Below are 17,085 nucleotides of genomic sequence, written 5' to 3' on the forward strand. Positions count from 1 at the left end.
GCGCTGTAATGAGGAAGCTTGTCCACCTCATTTACGGTGTGATCAAGTCAGGCAAGCCCTTTGATCCACATTTCTTAAATCGACGGCTTGTAATTCAAGACGGTATCTGACCCCGGATTTGACACTGGACAAAAGGGCTTGGCGCCCCTACAATGCTGCTTCTTCGGGGACAAGCCCTACGGGCCCGGAGATCAGTCGAGACAGTTTTGCTCTTCCGGAAACAGATCGACGATGCTATAATGCTTGTCTTTGCGGCTGTAGCTCAGCTGGATAGAGTACTTGGCTACGAACCAAGGGGTCGTGGGTTCGATTCCTGCCAGCCGCACCAGTTTTTTCGACGGAATGATCCGCTTGCGGGCCGTTCCGATGGAGTCCCGGGGTCGCCCGGGTGCTTCGGTAACATCGGCAACGATGCTACAATGAGTTGTCTTCGCGGCTGTAGCTCAGCTGGATAGAGTACTTGGCTACGAACCAAGGGGTCGTGGGTTCGATTCCTGCCAGCCGCACCAGTATCAAAGAGAAATGCCCCGGTGAGAAATCACCGGGGCATTTTTCTTTATTGCGCCCCCGCCGAACTTGCGTGGAAGTCCAAGCGCGTCGCGGTCGCGGAAAGTGGCGCGTCAGCGCGGCGCTCGCGGCTGCGGACCCGCGGCCTCCAGCGGCGCGACGTCGATTTCGTAGCGGTTGCGTCCCGCTCGCTTGGCCCGGTACATGGCCTGGTCGGCGCGCTGGACCAGGTCGTCGGATGCCATGCCATCCTGGAAGAAGGCTACGCCGATGCTGGTGCTGACCGCCAGTTCGCGCCCGCCCACGCGGAACGGCACCTGCATGGCCGCCACCAGTTTTTCTGCGACGTTTTGCGCCACCTGGCGGTCAGGCACATCGTCGAGCAGCACGGCAAACTCGTCGCCGCCGAGGCGCGCCGCGGCATCGGTCTCGCGCACGCTGGCGCGGATGCGGGCGGCAAACTCGGTGAGCAGCGCGTCGCCAACATCGTGACCATTTGCATCATTGACCTGCTTGAAATGGTCGACATCGAAGTACATCAGCGCCAGCAGGCGGCCATGGCGCCGCGCCTTCTGGATGCCCTGCTCCAGCTGGTGGTAGAAGAATGACCGGTTCGACAGCCGGGTCAGTCCGTCGTAGTGCGCCATTTCCCGCAGCTGGGCTTCCATCTCCTTGCGCGGAGTGATGTCCTCGTACAATCCGAGCAGCGCGACCACCCTGCCGTCCATGCCCGCCAGCGGGATCTTGCTGGTCCGCAGCCAGCTGACGGTGCCGTCCGCGCGGTCCTGGCGCTCCTCGTAGTTGATCCTGGCGTCGCCCGTTTGCAGGACCGCCCTGTCGTCGGCGCGGTAGGCCTCGGCATTGGCGCGCCATGCGAGGTCGAAGTCGGTCTTGCCGACGATCTGTTCGGGCGCGTCCAGGCCCGCATCCTGGGCGAATGCGTTGTTGCAGCCGAGGTAGCGCAGGGACAGGTCCTTCCAGAACACGCGCTGGGGGATGTGGTTGACCACCCGCTGCAGCATGCGCCGCGACTCCGCCAGCTCCCACTCGCGCCGCTTCTGCGCGGTGGTGTTTTGCGCGAACACCAGCACGGTGCTGACCTGGTCGACCGCCCGGATCGGCATCATGATGACGCTCAGTTCACTGCGCTCGCCCTCTTTGTCCAGGATGGCCGAATCGTACGAAACCGGCACGCCCTGCAGCGCCTCCTCGAAACATTCGGCGGCCAGTTCCTGCTTGTCCGGTGCGATGAAAGCCGCAATCGACTGGCCGATCAGTCCCTCTTTCGCGACCTTCAGCTCGCGCGACGCCTGCGCGTTGGCGTTGACGAAACGGCGCTGCCGGTCCAGCAGGTACACCGCCGAAGGATGGTCCTGGAATACGGCGTCGAAGCGCAGCGCCTGCCCCTGCGCCAGCACGCGTGCGCGATGGTTGTGCAACCATGCTGCCGTGAGCGCGGCAAGTGCGACCGACAGCAACAGGCCGGCGACCAGGATGGCCACCGGTTCCAGGCTTTCGTAGCGCTCGAAATAGGGCTTCTTCGGGAAGAAGAACAGCTGCCACTGGCGGCCGCCGACATCGAGCAGTTCACGATGGACCACAGGAAAGTCCCGATCTTTGAACAGGACGTGCGCGCGCTGGTCGCCATCGTAGACCAGGTGCTCCCGGCTGACAGGGCCATCGAAGATCTCAAGGTCAAAATAGGTGCGGAACTCCCGTCCCATGACCTTCTCCACCATGATGTCGATCTGGTGCATCGAAAACACGAAGCCGCGCAATGCCGCGCGCCGTTGCTCGACCGTCGCGGTCGCGCGGGACAGGTCGTACACGGGTGTGAACAGGACGATGATTGGGGTGGTGGGCTCCCCGGTCTGGTAGGAGTGCTTGCGCGTTGCCACCGACTGCCCGGTATCGCGGGCCGCCTGCATCGCTTCCCAGCGCTCGGGTACCGAGGCGAAGTCCAGCCCCCGGGCCGCGGCACTGCGCTCATCATCGGGAAACACGTACAAGTACGGATAGGTATGATCGGGGTCGCCGCCCCGGCGGTCCACGCCGGAACTGCCCGCCCCGGGCAGGGATACGGGTGCGCCTGCGGGACGCGCCACGCGCGGGACGAAGCCCACGTAGCTCATGCCGGTTCCGCCTTCAAGGATGCGCATCCTTTCCGCATACGTGCGGAAACCGGCCATCGTCAGCGCCTGGGAAGCGACCACGAAGCCACCCAGTTCCCTGCTACGTTGCAGGTTGGCATTGATGCCATTCTGAAGTCCCCACTGGAACTGCGTGGCATCGGCACCCGCATGGTCGGCTACCAGGTTGCGCTGGCCTCCTACGTGCAGCGAATACACGACGCCAGTCAGCAGGCAAACCAACAGGAAAACTGCGAGTACCGGGATGCTGTCCCGGAAAACGAAAGACAACCGCTGTTTCGCCATTCACCCTCTCGCGTTGGTCCGGATGGATTTTCCCGTCCGGCTCCGGGGCGCCAGTCGCGCCGCTGTGCGAAATATAGCAGTCTTGCCCTGCCGGGTCCGCTCCGCTTGGCCGCCCCGCAACGCCGGGGCGTCCCCGCAGCGGCAGCTCAGGTGCGGACTTTTTTGATCAGGGCGCGGTTGCTGAGGATTTCTTCGATCTGCTCGAAGCGCACCGGCTTGACCATGTGGTGGTCGAAACCCGCCTCGAATGCCAGCTGGCGGTCCTTCTCCTGTCCCCAGCCCGTCACGGCGATCAGCAGCGTGGTCGCGCCGCACGACAGGCGCCGGATGCCGCGCGCCAGGTCGTAGCCGGACATGCCCGGCAGGCCGATGTCGAGGAAAGCGTAATCCGGACAGAAGCGCGCCGCCGCGGTCAAGGCGTCCGGTCCGTTGTGCGTGATGACGACGCTATGCCCCATGGCCGACAGCAACGCGCCGATACTGTTGACAAAGTCAACGTTGTCGTCGGCCAGCAGGATGCGGTAGGTCTCGGCGCTGATGAAGGCGGCCGGCGTCGGCTTGGCCGGCGGTTCCGGATCGACCACGATCGGCAGCTTGACGATGAACTCGCTGCCCTTGCCGGCGCCCGCGCTGTGCGCTTCGATGGTACCGCCGTGCAGTTCGACCAGGCGCCGCGCCAGCGACAGGCCGACGCCCAGGCCGGCGTTGGTACGCTCCAGCGTGGAGTCGACCTGCACGAACATTTCGAACACCTGGGACAGCATGTGCGGTTCGATGCCGATGCCGTTGTCGATCACGCGCAGCGTCAGGACCTTGTCCTCGACCTTGCCGGACAGGCGCACGCGCCCGCCGCGGTTGGTGTACTTGGCCGCGTTGTTCAGGAGGTTGGACAGGATCTGCGCCAGCCGCGTCGCGTCGCCGTTCAGGAAGACCGGACGGTCCGGCAGGTCGATTTCCAGCTCGTGCCCGTGCAGTTCGATGTAGGGGCGCACCACTTCCAGCGCGTCGTTGACCACCGCCTTCAGTTCGACGCGCCCGGTCTTGATGGCGAACTTGCCGGTGTTGATGCGCGAGACGTCCAGCAGGTCGTCGACCAGGCGCACCATCTGGCGCAGCTGGCGCTCCATGATGTCGGTGGCGCGCCGCGTCGCTTCGGCGTCGCCGCTGCGGATGCGCAGGATGTCCAGGCCGGTGCGGATCGGAGCCAGCGGGTTGCGCAGCTCGTGCGCGAGCGTGGCGAGGAATTCGTCCTTGCGCCGGTCGGCCAGCAGCAGCGCGTCCTCGGCGCGCTGGCGCACCTGCATTTCGTGTTCCAGCGTGAGGTTCGCTTCCTGCAACGCATGCGAGCGCCGCCCGATCTCGGCCAGCATGTCGTTGAAGGCCGCCACCAGCACGCCGATCTCGCCGGTGTTATTGCCCGGCACCCGCAGCGTGAAGTCGCGCCGCTGCATCACCTGGCGCGCGACGTTGGTCACCGCCTCCAGCGGCCGCGTGATCCCGCTTTGCAGCTTGCGCGCGACCAGTGCTGCGACGACCAGGGCGCCCAGCAGCACCACTCCGAGGATCTTGGCGTAGTTGGCAAAGCGTTCGCCCAGGCCGTAGCGCGCGCGCAGGTAGACGGTGCCGACCCTTTCGCCATGGTCGATCACGTTATGGAAGACTTCCAGCTCGTTGCCGGAGATGCGGTAGCCGATCTGGCCGGGCCGCGCCGGGAATGGCTCGGCCAATTCCGGCCGGTGCGTGTAGGTGGCAAAGCGCTCGCCGCTGGCGGTGTAGATGGCGCCGGCCAGGATCTGCGGGCGCACGCGCAGCACGGCCAGGCTTTGCTGGGCGGTGGTGGCGTCGTTGAAGGTCAGCGCCGGTGCGGTCACGCTGGCGACCACGTCGGCCTGGGTGATCACGTCCGAGACCAGGTAGTCGCGGAACGAGCGCAGGTCGTAGGCGATCATCGCTGCAAACGCCGCAAGCAGGGTGAAGAAGGTGGTAGCGATCGCCATGACGATCAGCTTGGAGCGGACGGTGCCAGGTTCGCGCCAGAACATCAGTTGACTCCCTTGTGGACCTGGTGCGCGACGGTGAGCAGGCGCGAGCTGAGCTTGACGTTGTACTTGTCAGCTGCATCGAGCGAGACATCGAACCGGACGCGCTGGTCGATAATCCTGAAATTAATGACGCTGCCGTGCGCCAGGCCGCTCTCGGACTCGGTCACCAGCAGCATCGGCTGCTGGGGGCCTCGGCTGATGCGCGCCGCGATGGCGGTCGCCGACGACGACAGGAACAGCAGGTGGACGCCGGTCGTGGGGTCGCCCTCCTTCATGGAGCGTACTGCGATCGGGCGGGTGCCCACCGTGCGCCCGGCCACGATACGGGTCAGTTCGGCAGCCATGTCGTCCGCGTCGACCACGCCGATCACGACCGGCGCGGCCGGATCGCTGAACGCGGCGGCCGGGAATTCGGTGTAGCCAAGGAATTTGTACAGGAAGGCGGCCTTGACGCTGCGCTCCAGCGTGCGTGCGCTGGCGCTGCCGCCTTGAGCCGACACGGGCGGGATCGAGAGCATTGCGATGACGCAGGCAAGCACCATCAGCGCGGCGCTGAGGCAGCGGCGCGCGGGCAGGTACGGCATGGCGAGGCGGTCAGTGCGCATAAGCCCGTTCAGTAACGCCACGACAGGTTGAACAAGACCGAACGGCCTACCAGCTGCCGAGTCGCGGCCGGCCCGAACTCCGGGTGCTCGCTGTGCAGCAGGTTGCGCCCAGTGACAGATGCCTCCAATCCGGGAGCGGCATTCCACGCGAGTCGCACGTCGAGCTCATGATACGACGGCACATGCGGTTCAGGCAATCGCGCGATGCCGCGCAGCTCCAGATCGAGCTCGATCCCCCTGCCGAGTTCGTGCGCCGAGTGCAAGCGCCAGTAGTGGTCCGGGTCGTTTCCGGTAACGCCGGTCAGGCGCGGACTGGCCAGGCTGCCGGGTTTGATCCAGGTGGCGACGCGCTGCACGACCCCGCCGCCGCTCAGTTGCCAGCGCGGCGTGACGCGCCAGCGCATCAGGAACTCGAGGCCGCGCGTTTTGCCCAGTCCGCTGTTGGCGAAGACCGCCGGAAGCCCGGGCCGCGGCTCCAGCGCGCGCAGGTCGTCGTAGCGGGTGCGGTAGGCCACGATGGAATACGCCAGCCCGCCCGCCTGGGCCCGGTATCCCAGCTCCATGACGCGGGCGATTTCCGAGCGGAAGGTGTCGTTGCCCTCGACCGCGTACGGCGCGCCCGGCGTGGGGCGCGCGCTCACCACGTAGAGGTCGCGGTCGGCGCGCGATGGCGCGCGCACGGTGCGCGTCGCGCCCACCCACAGCAGGTCGCTCGGGCCGGTGTGGTAGGCCAGGCGCGCAGTCGGCAGCCATTCGACGCGCGAATAACTGCTCTTTTCGAAACGGGTGCCGAGCGTGAGCTGCAGGTCGGGCGACAGCAGGATGCGGTCCTGGACGAATACATTCGCCCAGCGCAGCGTGGCAGCGGCCGGCAGGAAGTGCAAAGGGCCGCCATTGCGGACCCGGTCGCGCGCCTGGCGGTAGCCGCCGCCCCAGGCCACGTGGTGGCGGCCGATGCTGACGTCGTGCTGGGCCTCCAGGTCGGCCGTGTGCATCCGCTGGGTGGAGGCGCCTTGCTGGGCGCGGCTCGCGTAGTCCAGCCAGGCTTGCAGGCGCAGTCTGGAGCCGTCGTCCAGCGTGCGGCTGGCGCTGGCGTTGAGGTTGGAGCCGGTCAGCTCGGTGTCGCCGGCGTTAACTTCAGCGTTGCGGCCGGCATAGGTGTCACCGGAGAGGGTGACCGCATAGTTGCCGGCGGAAAAATCGGTGCGGAAGCCCGCCTGCGTGCGGCGCCATCGCCCGGGGACAGGCTGCCCCGCTTCGTTGACCAGGTCGTCATGCTTGCCGTGCTTGGCGTAGATGCGGTAATGCCCGCCGCCGGGCAGCGCCGCACCCAAGCGTGCCGCCCCGCGGCGTTCGGTATTGCCGGCGCCGGCCGCCACGAACACGCCCTGCGACTCCGCCGCGCTGCGGGTGATGACGTTGATGACGCCGTTGACCGCGTTGGCGCCCCAGATGGTGGAACCCGGGCCGCTGATCACTTCGATGCGCTCCACATCTTCCAGCAGCACGTCCTGCACGTCCCAGAACACGCCCGAGAACAGCGGCGAATAGACCACGCGGCCGTCGATCATGACCAGCATCTTGTTCTCGACCGTGGACGCGAAGCCGCGCGCGGTGATCGCGTAGTCCGACGCGCTGGTGCGCACGACCAGCAGGTTCGAGGCCAGGCGCAGCGCTTCGGGCAGCGTGGTGGCGCCGCTGCGGCGGATCTGCTGGCGCGTGACGCGCGTGATCGAGACGGGAACGCTGGCCAGGCTGGCTTCCTGGCGGCCCACCGAGGTCACGATAATCTGAGACAGCTGTTCCAGCGAGTAGTCGGCCAGCGGTCCGGCCGGTTGGCGAGCCGCCGCAGTGGCGCACAGGGCGCCCAGCGGGATGGCCAGCAGGAGTCGGCGCGCGGAGAAATAAGATGGCATAAGTTGCTATCGTAGAACATTTACCAAACTTAACAAAATGACTGGTAATGAATCGTGCGCGGCCGGCAGCAATAGTTTATTGATGGCAACTATGACAGTCATTATGAAAATCAATTTGCACATTTTTTTGCAATGCAGCATCATTCTTCCCGTCTCCTCTATTCTCCCCGCGAGATAGATTCAGGCCCGCCTCTGCGCGGGCCTTTTTTTCGCCTGGCCATCCCGCAGGCGGACGGCGCACCTGTTTGCGGCCGAACGTGTTGCGCAGATGCCGCAGCCTTGCACGGCTTGTGCGCCCGCGCACATACGGTTGTGCTGCACCGGGCCATCATGGCCCCATGGACCATTCACGAAAAGTCGCAAGCGTCGCCGGGTTCGCCAGCCTTCTTTGGCTGGGCCTGACAGCCGCCGTCGCCGTCAGCCAGCGCAAGCTGCTGTTCAACCCATGCCTCAAGCGCGAGGTCGACCGCCCGCGCAGCAACGGCCACCGAACCCGCGCGGTGGTGCTGCGCGCCCGCGATGGCACCCGCCTGTCCGGCTGGCTGATGACGCCGCAGGCGGTCGGCCCGCATCCGGCCGTGCTGTATTTCGGCGGCCGCTCCGAGGAAGTGTCGTGGGTGGCGCGCGACGCCGGCCGCCTGTTCCCCGGCATGACCGTCCTGGCCGTGAACTACCGCGGCTACGGCGAATCGCAGGGCGACCCCGCAGAACAGCACATGGTCGAAGACGGCCGCACCCTGTACGACTGGCTCGCCTCGCACGGCCACGTGGATCCGAACCGGATTGCCGTGGTCGGGCGCAGCCTGGGCTCGGGCGTGGCCGTACAGGTGGCGCGCGACCGGCCGGTGCATTCGGTGGTCCTGGTCACCCCCTACGACTCGATCCTGGCGATAGCCAAGCGCCGCTTCCGCGCGGTGCCGGTCGAATACGTGCTGCGCCACCGCTTCGAGTCGGTCAAGTACGCGCCGCAGCTCACCGCCCCGACCTTCGTGCTGCGCGCGGCCAACGATGACGTGGTGCCCCACTCGCATACGGACATGCTGGTCGCGCAGCTAGCTCGGCTCGAAGGCGACGAGACCGTACCGGATTCGGACCACATGAACATCCCCTACCTCGAAGCCGCCCAGTCGCGCATTGCGGATTTCCTGTGCCGCCGCTTCTTCCCGCAGTGCGAGCAGGCCCCGGCGCCCTCCGGCCCGATCGTGGTGCCGGCCGACAGCGCCGCCGGCGCGGCCGCCCCGATCCCCGCCCCGGTCTGCGCCCCGATCCCTGCGCCAGCCTCCGGCCCGATCCCCGTGCCGGCGCCGGCGGCCGCCGTTGCGGTCGTACCCCTGGCCACTGGCGCCTGAGAGCCGGTCAATCGTAGCGCTCGCAAGCGGAAGCATGGTGTAGGATTGCCGCCTGACCTTACTTTCAGGCTATCCTTTTCCGTATGTCCGACGCCGGCCTCCCTCTCCATCCCTTCGACTGGAACGCCACCGATCTAGGCAGCCGCGACCGCTGGCCGCATACGCTGCGCCTCGCGGTCGACCTCGTGCTGGGTTCACCCGCGGCCTCCATCCTGGTATGGGGCAAGCAACGCATCGTGGTCTATAACGACGCCTACGCCGCACTGGCGGCTTCCCGCTCGGTGCGCGCGCCTGGCGGCAACATGCCCGCGCTGTGGCCCGCGCCCCTGTCGAGCGCCCGCGATGCACTGGAGCAGGCGCTGGCCGGCCACGCATCCGTGCAGCGTTCGCTGTCGGTGCCTTTCGTGCGCGAGACCGGCGTGGTGATGGTGGACCTGGACCTCTACCTGACACCGGTGACGGACGAGACTGGCGCCGTCGCCGGCGCCGTCTGCGCCATGACGCCCGCGACCCCGGCGCAGGAAGCGCAGTCCGGCTGCCTGCGCATCGTGGTGGTGGAGGACAACCTCGATTCCCAATACCTCGTGTGCGAGATGCTGCGCGCCTTGGGCCACGAGGTGGAAGGAGTCAGCCATGGCGAGGACGCCCTGCCCCTGCTCACCGCCGGCAGCCACGACCTGTTGTTTACCGACGTCAGCCTGCCCGGCATGTCCGGCGTGGACCTGGCGCGGCGCGCCCTGGCGCACGATGCGCGCCTGCAAGTCATCTTTGCTTCCGGCTATGGCGACGCGCTGCTGCGCCATGTCGAGTTCCCCTACATTTCGCTGCAGAAGCCCTACGATCTTGAGCAGCTGCAAGACGTTTTGCTCCAGGTCGAGCACCGCCTGGGCGCGCGCCGCTAAGCCCCGAGGGCATACCGTGCGGGAGCGGCCCGCTGCTGCGGAGTAGAATCAGGGAACGATGCCACCTCCTTTGCCCTGATGCGCCAGACCAAGACCGAGCCGATCCGCAACATCCCGCCTTCCCGAGCGCGCCACGCGCTGCGGGATCGTTGCGCTCGCCCATGCCCGCAGGGCCCGGTCCCGGCCCGCCACGGGCGCGGGAGCTGAGCCGTGGCGCGCCTGCCAGGCAAGAGCCATGACATGCTGCGCCCGCTGGCGCACCGCACTGCGGGCAATGCCGCCACCGCACGCGAGCGCACCGAACGCAGCCTGCAAGCGGCCCAGACCGCCCTGCGCCAGAGCCATGAACGCACCGAACGCATGCTCGAAGCGCTTACCGATGGCGTGTACATGCTCGATCCGGCCTGGCGCATCACCTACCTCAACCAGCGCGCGCTCGAGCTGGCCGAGCCGCCCGGGCGGACGCGCGAATCGCTGATCGGGCGCTACATCTGGGACGAACTGGGCGGCCTGAAGAACACGGTCGCCCAGTCCCGCCTCGAACACGCGGCAATCACCGGCGAGACCGTCAGCTTCGAGTTCTTCTACGACGCGGTGCGGCGCTGGCTCGAGGTGCGCGGTTATCCGTCCGCCGAGGGCCTGACCATGTTCGTGCGCGACATTACCCAGCGCAAGCAGGACGAGCGCGCGCTGATCGACAGCGCCAACCGCCTGCAGCTGGCGCTGGCGGCCGGCCGCCTGGGCGACTGGAGCTGGAACGGCGCCACCGACCGCCTGACGCTGGGCGCGCGCGCCGCGGAGATCTTCGGCTTGCCGGCCGACGAGCCGCTGGCCTGGGAGCAGGTGCGCCGCTGCATCTTCGACGAAGACCGCGACATGGTGCGCGCGGAATTCCTGAGCGCCTTCCGCGACCGCACCGACCTCGATATCGAGTGCCGGCTCGAGCGCTCACACGGCGCGCCGCTGTGGATCTCCGTGGTGGGCCGCGTCGCCAGTCCGGAAGACGGCGACACCCGCACCATGAGCGGTGTCGCCCAGGACATCAGCACCCGCAAGAACGCCGAGGATTCGCTGCGCCAGAGCGAGGAAGTGCTGCGCGCCCTGGCCAATTCGATTCCGCAACTGGCCTGGATGGCCAACGCTGACGGCTACGTCGTCTGGTACAACGAGCGCTGGTACGAATATACCGGGACCACGCCGGACGAGATGCTGGGCTGGGGATGGCAGAAGGTGCACGACCCGGCCGTGCTGCCGCAGATGATGCAGCGCTGGCGCGAATCGCTGCGCACCGGCGAGCCTTTCGAAATGGAGTTTCCCCTGCGCGGCGCGGACGGCCAGTTCCGCTGGTTCCTGAGCCGGGTCAACCCGGTGCGCGACCGCCACGGCCATGTCGTGCACTGGTTCGGCACCAACACCGACGTGGACCAGGTCAAGCGCGTGCAACAGGCGCTGCGCGACGAGTCCAACGTGCTCGAGCTGCTCAACACGACCGGCGCGGCGCTGGCCTCGCACCGCGACCTGCGCTCGCTGCTGCAGACCGTGACCGATGCCGCCACCGACATCAGCGGTGCGCGCATGGGCGCCTTCTTCTACCACGGCGCCGATACGCTCAACATGTTCGTGGTGTCCGGCGTGGACCCGGCCGAGTTCGACCAGTTCGGCCACCCGCGCGCCACTGCCCTGTTCGGCCCCAGCCTGCGCGGGGAAGCCACCGTGCGCGTGGACGACGTGCTGCAGGATCCGCGCTACGGCCAGAACCCGCCGTTCAACGGCCTGCCGACCCTGCATCCGCCCGTGCGCAGCTACCTGGCGGTGCCGGTCAAGTCGCGCTCCGGCGAAGTCCTGGGCAGCATGTTCTTCGGCCATCCCGAACCGAACATCTTCACCGACCGCTCCGAACGGATCTTGTTGGGCATCGCGGCGCAGGCGGCGGTCGCGATCGACAACACGCGCCTGTACGAAGCGGCCCAGCAGGCCGCCGAGGAGCGCAACATCATGCTCGAGAACGAGCGCCTGCTGCGCGCCGAGGCCGAACGCGCGAGCCAGATGAAGGACGAGTTCCTCGCCACGCTCTCGCACGAGCTGCGCACGCCGCTGTCGTCCATCCTCGGCTGGGCGCAGGTGCTGCGGCGCGGCAGCCGCGGCCCTGAGGACCTGGCCAAGGGCTTGCAGACCATCGAGCGCAACGCGCGCGCCCAGGCCCAGCTGATCGAGGACCTGCTGGACATGAGCCGCATCACCTCCGGCAAGGTCCTGCTGGACATGCAGACCGTGGCGGCGCCGCAGTTCGTCGACGCGGCGGTAGAGACCGTGCGCCCGGCGCTGGACGCCAAGAACATCCACCTCGAAAAACGCTACCAGCCTGACGCCGGCCCGATCGCGGGCGACCCTGCGCGGCTGCAGCAGGTGATCTGGAACCTGCTGTCGAACGCGATCAAGTTCACGCCGAGCGAAGGCCGGGTCATCCTGACCATCCGCCAGGTGGGGGGCCACGTGGAGATCGAGGTGCGCGATACGGGAGCCGGCATCGGGCCGGAATTCCTGCCGCACGTGTTCGAGCGCTTCCGCCAGGGCGACGCCTCCACCACGCGCCGCCACGGCGGGCTCGGGCTCGGCCTGTCGATCGTCAAGCACCTGATCGAGCAGCACGGCGGCACCGTGCGCGCCGAGAGCGCCGGCGAAGGCCAGGGCGCGGCCTTCACGATCTCGCTGCCGCTGGCCAAGCCGCACGCGATGGCGGCGCGGCCCGACCGCGCGCCGGCCTTTGCCCGCCCTGCCCGCGTGCCCGAGATGACGCTGCGCGACCTGTCCGGCGTGCATGTGCTGGTGGTGGACGACGAACAGGACGCGCGCGAACTGATCAAACGCATCCTGTCGGAATGCCATGCCGAAGTGACAATGGCTGCCGATGCGCACGAGGCGCTGGCCTGCATCGAGCAGCGCCGTCCCGACCTGCTGATCTCCGACCTGGGCATGCCCGGGGTGGACGGCTTCGAATTGCTGGCCCGCGTGCGCGCCCTGGGGCCGGCGCGCGGCGGCGACGTACCGGCACTGGCGCTCACCGCGTTTGCCCGCTCGGAAGACCGGGTCCGTGCGCTCGACGCGGGCTTCTTGGCGCACATTTCCAAGCCGGTCGAGCCGACCGAACTGATTGCCGCGGTTGAAGCGCTGGTGCAGGGGCGCGGCGGCTAACTATCGCCATGCAGTTCCTACCGTAACACGCGGCGCTGTCCTACAAGAATTCGCTTGGGCATTCGGTACACTATTTCTCATTAGACGTGGCCTGAACGGCGCGTGCACTCGTGGGTTGTGTTACATCGCTGGCGGCGCGCCGCGATGTCCCACGGAATGAAGAGATCAAGCATGCCGAGTAGAGACGATATCCTTAACGCGAAAATCCTGGTCGTAGACGACTCCCCGGACAATATCGATCTGATGGAAGAGATATTGCGCGAGGAAGGCTATACGAACGTTAATTCGACGATGCTGCCGGAGCAGGTCTGCCCGCTGCATCGCCAGCACAACTACGACCTGATCCTGCTCGACCTGCAAATGCCCGGCCTGAACGGATTCCAGGTCATGAAGGGATTGAAGGAGATCGAGCACGGCGGTTACCTGCCGGTGCTGGCGCTGACCGCCCAGCCCAGCTTCAAGATCGCCGCGCTGGAAGCCGGCGCGCGCGACTTCATCAGCAAGCCGTTCGACCTGCTCGAAGTGCACAAGCGCATCCATAACATGCTGGAAGTGCGCCTGCTGTACAAGGAACTGGCGCAGTACTCGCGCACCCAGCAGGAACTGGCGCTGCACGACGCGCTGACCGGCCTGCCGAACCGCCGCCTGCTGGAAGACCGCATCGAAACCACGCTCCAGCATGCGAACCGCCACCACCACAAGGCGGCGATCATGTACCTGGACCTGGATGGCTTCAAGGCCATCAACGACACCTACGGCCACGCCTACGGCGACGAAGTGCTGAAGATGGTAGCGCAGCGCCTGGTATCGAACTCGCGCAAGGAAGACACCGTGGCCCGGCTGGGCGGCGACGAATTCATGATCGTGCTGGGCGACGTGCACGGCCTGCAGGATGCGCAGGGCCCGGCGGCGAAGCTGGTCGAAGCGGTATCCGAACCCTACTTCATCAACGACCTGACGCTGCGCCTGTCGACCAGTATCGGCATCAGCATGTATCCGGACGATGCCGAGACGGTGGAAGCGCTGATCAGCATTGCCGACTACGCGCTGTACGAAGCCAAGCGCTCCGGCAAGAACCGCTTCTGCTCGACGGCGACCGCAGCCAACTCGCCGATCGCCGCGCCGCTGGCAGTGGTCGCCGGCGGCCGCACTCCGGCCCAGCGCTAGCGGCCTGCGCCCCACGGGCAAGCCCTCGCGCTGGCGGGGCTGCCCTCGCGGACCGGCAGCTGGCACCGTCCCGTGCGCACGAAAAAAAGCGGCCCGCAGGCCGCTAATCCCGAACACACCGGCGGCGCCCCGCCGGCCCTACAAACTCAGACTTTGGCTGCTTTTCCTTTGCTTGCCGACTTGCCGTTGCCGTCGGCACCGGCCACTCCGGCCTCTTCCATGTGCTCCTCCACCTCGCGCGCTGCCTGGTGGTCGCGATGGGCGTCCACCTTGTCCGGCGCCACTTCGATGCGGGTGATCGAGGACTCGACGGAAATCGGATCGCTGGCCGGGAAAGTCATTTCCACGGCATCGTCCAGCAGGGCTTCCTGCGCCACTTCTTCCGGCGCCGGCTCTTCTTCCCCGGCAAGAGTGGTGATCGCCACCGCCCACTTCACGAAGTTGAGCTCGGCCAGCTCGCGTACCGTGCGAATATTGAACGCCTTTTCCAGCGAGCGGGCGTCCTGCTCCGACAAGCCGCGCAGGGCCGACAGCGGCGCCTCCGCCAGGTCGCGGAAACATTTTCCTGCGTGATTTTTATCAATGATTTTATCGATGTTCATGTTCCTGCCCTTTCGATGGACAAATTAGTAATCCCGCAATCACTATCGCATAGCGTGTTCCGAAGGTATGTGCGGCAGCGAACGTACGCTCGACCCCGCGCACGGTTCGCGTTGGTTATCCTGCCCCGGCCGTGCTATCCTGCTTGCTTAACGTAAAGACTGGTTTCTCTTCGTGCCTAAAATCGACAAACCCAAGATCCTGGTGGTCAATGATGACGCTGCCAGCTTGCTGGCACTGACCAGCTTGCTGGACCAATGGGCGGAACAGTCGAACTATGAGGTAGTCACCGCGCGCTCCGGACAGGAAGCGCTGCGCCAGGTGCTGCTGCACGATTTCGCTGTGATCCTGCTGGATGTGAACATGCCTGGCATGGACGGCTTCGAGACCGCCGAAACGATCCACCAGCGTCCACGCTCGTCCGACATCCCGATCATCTTCGTGACCGCCTTCGTGGCGGACGAAATCGACCGCCTCAAGGCCTACCAGAAAGGCGCGGTCGATTTCCTGTTCACGCCGGTGATCCCGCAAATCCTGCAGGCCAAGGTGCAGGTGTTCGTCACGCTGGCCACCAAGAACGTGGAGCTGAAACGGCAGGCTGCCAAGCTGAGCCAGCGCACCACGGAACTGATGACCACCAACAAGCGCCTCGTGCGCGAGATGGAGGAGCGCCGCAACGCCGAGCGCAAGAGCCACGCCAAGGATGAATTCCTCGCCATGCTGGGACACGAGCTGCGCAACCCGCTGTCGGCCATCACCAGCGCGGCATCGCTGATCGGCCTGCCGGGCGCGAACACCGAGACGGTGGCGCGCGCGCGTTCGATCATCCAGCGCCAGAGCCAGCACCTGTCGCACATCGTGGACGACCTGCTCGACCTGTCGCGCGCGATGTCGGGCAAGATCCTGCTCAACCGCCAGCCGGTCGAGATGTCGCAGCTGCTGCGCGGCTGCTACGACACCTTCCGCGCCACCGGCCGCACGCTCGACTACACCGTGGAGCTGGACGCCAACCCGGATTGCTGGGTCGAAGGCGATGCCACGCGCCTGGAACAGATCACCTCCAACCTGATCGACAACGCGCTCAAGTACACCCCGCCGGGCGGACGCATCGAACTCGTCACCCGCGTGGACGGCGAAGACACCGTGCTCACCGTTCGCGATACGGGCGTGGGCATCGGGCCGGACCTGCTGCCGCATGTGTTCGACGTATTCGTGCAGGGCACCAGCTCGATCGACCGCGCCCAGGGCGGCCTGGGGATCGGCCTGGCGCTGGTGCGCCGGCTGGTGGAACTGCATGGCGGCACCGTCAGCGCGATGAGCGACGGATCGGGCGCGGGTTCGACCTTCATGATCCGCCTGCCGCGCGTCGCCGCGCAGGAGAAGGCCGCGCCGGAGCAGAAGGCGGCGGGCGAGAGCGGCAAGCCATCCGTGCTGCTGATCGAAGATAACGACGACGGCCGCGAAATGATGGCCATGATGCTATCCACGCACGGCTTTGCGGTGCGCCATGCGGCCGACGGCGTGCAGGGCGTGGACCTGGCGGCAGCCAGCGTGCCGGACGTGGCGCTGGTGGATATCGGACTGCCGGGCATCGACGGCTATGAAGTCGCGCGCCGCCTGCGTGCGTCGGCGCTGACCCAGAACATCCGCCTGATCGCACTGACGGGGTACGGGCAGGCCGAGGATCACCGCCGGGTGATGGAAGCCGGCTTCGACGTGCACCTGGTCAAGCCGGTGCAGATGGATGCGCTGATCGACGCGATCAGCCAGTTCCCGGCCACGACCGCCAAATAAGACGAGGGGACGGTCCTGCCGGACCGTCCCCTTGGTTCCTGGGGCGCAGCCCGCCCGGGCTGCGCTTCCTGCTTCCTAGGCGCCCATCGCGGCCTTAAGCTGCTCCTTGCGCGCCTGCATCTGGCGGCCAATCTCGTCCAGGTCCAGCCCCAGCTTGCGCACTTTCGGGAACATCTCCTTTTCCTCTTCCTCGACGTGGTGCTCGATCATCTCCTGCAGCACCTTCACTTTGGCGTCGTACAGGTCCTCGTCCGGATCCATGGATTCGATCTGCGCGATCAGGTCCTTGGCGCTGGCGTGTTCCACCACGGCCTCGTCGACCATGTCTTCGAAGTCGTCGCCCGACTCGCGCACGGCCGGATAGAAGATCTCTTCCTCGATCTGGGTGTGGACGGTCAGTTCGTTGCAGATCTGGTCGGCGATCTTTTTCTTCGACACCTTGGCGCGGTCGGTCAGGTCTTCGAACTTCTTGAAGAGGTCTTCGACTTCGCGGTGGTCCTGTTCCAGGAGTTTGGTGGCGTCGGTCTTGTTTGTGCTCATGCTGGCTCCTTTGGTAGATCGGCGCGTGATGGCGCC

At 66.5% G+C, this 17,085-nt stretch carries 11 protein-coding genes and 2 tRNA genes; 7 read left to right on the plus strand and 6 right to left on the minus strand.

Annotated features, from left to right (window positions below):
• The first annotated feature begins 251 nt into the window (after window positions 1-251).
• Window positions 252-328: transfer RNA gene (locus tag ACFSQR_RS03840), tRNA-Arg, on the plus strand.
• 104 nt (window positions 329-432) lie between these two features.
• Window positions 433-509, plus strand: a tRNA-Arg gene (locus tag ACFSQR_RS03845).
• Window positions 510-620: 111 nt separating this feature from the next.
• Here ACFSQR_RS03845 and ACFSQR_RS03850 read toward each other — a convergent pair.
• From ACFSQR_RS03850 to ACFSQR_RS03865, 4 genes are all read right to left on the minus strand, one after another.
• Entirely contained in the window at window positions 621-2,879 is a 2,259-nt protein-coding gene (locus ACFSQR_RS03850; RefSeq protein WP_377728304.1) for a diguanylate cyclase domain-containing protein, read from the minus strand.
• A 209-nt stretch (window positions 2,880-3,088) separates the two neighbouring features.
• A complete protein-coding gene (locus tag ACFSQR_RS03855; protein WP_377728305.1) occupies window positions 3,089-4,984 on the minus strand; it encodes an ATP-binding protein in 1,896 nt (631 codons plus the stop codon).
• Window positions 4,984-5,589 carry a YfiR family protein gene (locus tag ACFSQR_RS03860; RefSeq protein ID WP_377728306.1) on the minus strand — a complete coding sequence of 202 codons (606 nt, stop codon included), beginning with the start codon at window positions 5,587-5,589 and terminating at the stop codon, window positions 4,984-4,986. The genes ACFSQR_RS03855 and ACFSQR_RS03860 overlap by 1 nt, the downstream gene beginning before the upstream one ends.
• An 8-nt stretch (window positions 5,590-5,597) precedes the next feature.
• Window positions 5,598-7,505 (minus strand): TonB-dependent receptor plug domain-containing protein, encoded by a 1,908-nt coding sequence (locus tag ACFSQR_RS03865; RefSeq protein ID WP_377728307.1) that lies wholly within the window; start codon window positions 7,503-7,505, stop codon window positions 5,598-5,600.
• A 338-nt stretch (window positions 7,506-7,843) separates the two neighbouring features.
• Between ACFSQR_RS03865 and ACFSQR_RS03870 the strand changes: the two genes are divergently transcribed.
• From ACFSQR_RS03870 to ACFSQR_RS03885, 4 genes are all read left to right on the plus strand, one after another.
• A complete protein-coding gene (locus ACFSQR_RS03870; protein WP_377728308.1) occupies window positions 7,844-8,854 on the plus strand; it encodes an alpha/beta hydrolase in 1,011 nt (336 codons plus the stop codon).
• Between the two features lie 83 nt (window positions 8,855-8,937).
• Window positions 8,938-9,756, plus strand: coding sequence for a response regulator (locus ACFSQR_RS03875; RefSeq protein WP_377728309.1), 819 nt, complete (start codon window positions 8,938-8,940; stop codon window positions 9,754-9,756).
• Window positions 9,757-9,966: 210 nt separating this feature from the next.
• On the plus strand, window positions 9,967-12,948 hold the full coding sequence (locus ACFSQR_RS03880; protein ID WP_377728310.1) for a PAS domain S-box protein: 2,982 nt from the start codon (window positions 9,967-9,969) through the stop codon (window positions 12,946-12,948).
• A 171-nt stretch (window positions 12,949-13,119) separates the two neighbouring features.
• Entirely contained in the window at window positions 13,120-14,115 is a 996-nt protein-coding gene (locus tag ACFSQR_RS03885) for a diguanylate cyclase domain-containing protein (protein WP_377728311.1), read from the plus strand.
• Between the two features lie 146 nt (window positions 14,116-14,261).
• On the opposite strand, the gene ACFSQR_RS03890 is transcribed toward ACFSQR_RS03885, so the two are convergent.
• The gene (locus ACFSQR_RS03890; protein ID WP_377728312.1) at window positions 14,262-14,717 is read right to left on the minus strand and encodes a hypothetical protein; all 456 of its coding nucleotides are present in this window, start codon (window positions 14,715-14,717) and stop codon (window positions 14,262-14,264) included.
• Window positions 14,718-14,889: 172 nt separating this feature from the next.
• Between ACFSQR_RS03890 and ACFSQR_RS03895 the strand changes: the two genes are divergently transcribed.
• Window positions 14,890-16,509 carry a response regulator gene (locus tag ACFSQR_RS03895; protein ID WP_377728313.1) on the plus strand — a complete coding sequence of 540 codons (1,620 nt, stop codon included), beginning with the start codon at window positions 14,890-14,892 and terminating at the stop codon, window positions 16,507-16,509.
• 75 nt (window positions 16,510-16,584) lie between these two features.
• Here the strand turns inward: ACFSQR_RS03895 and ACFSQR_RS03900 are convergent, their stop codons facing one another.
• Window positions 16,585-17,049: a hemerythrin domain-containing protein gene (locus ACFSQR_RS03900; RefSeq protein WP_377728314.1), complete on the minus strand. Its 465-nt coding sequence runs from the start codon at window positions 17,047-17,049 to the stop codon at window positions 16,585-16,587.
• Between the last annotated feature and the right edge of the window lie 36 nt (window positions 17,050-17,085).

Source organism: Pseudoduganella sp. GCM10020061, from assembly GCF_042683405.1.
Classification (GTDB): domain Bacteria; phylum Pseudomonadota; class Gammaproteobacteria; order Burkholderiales; family Burkholderiaceae_D; genus Telluria.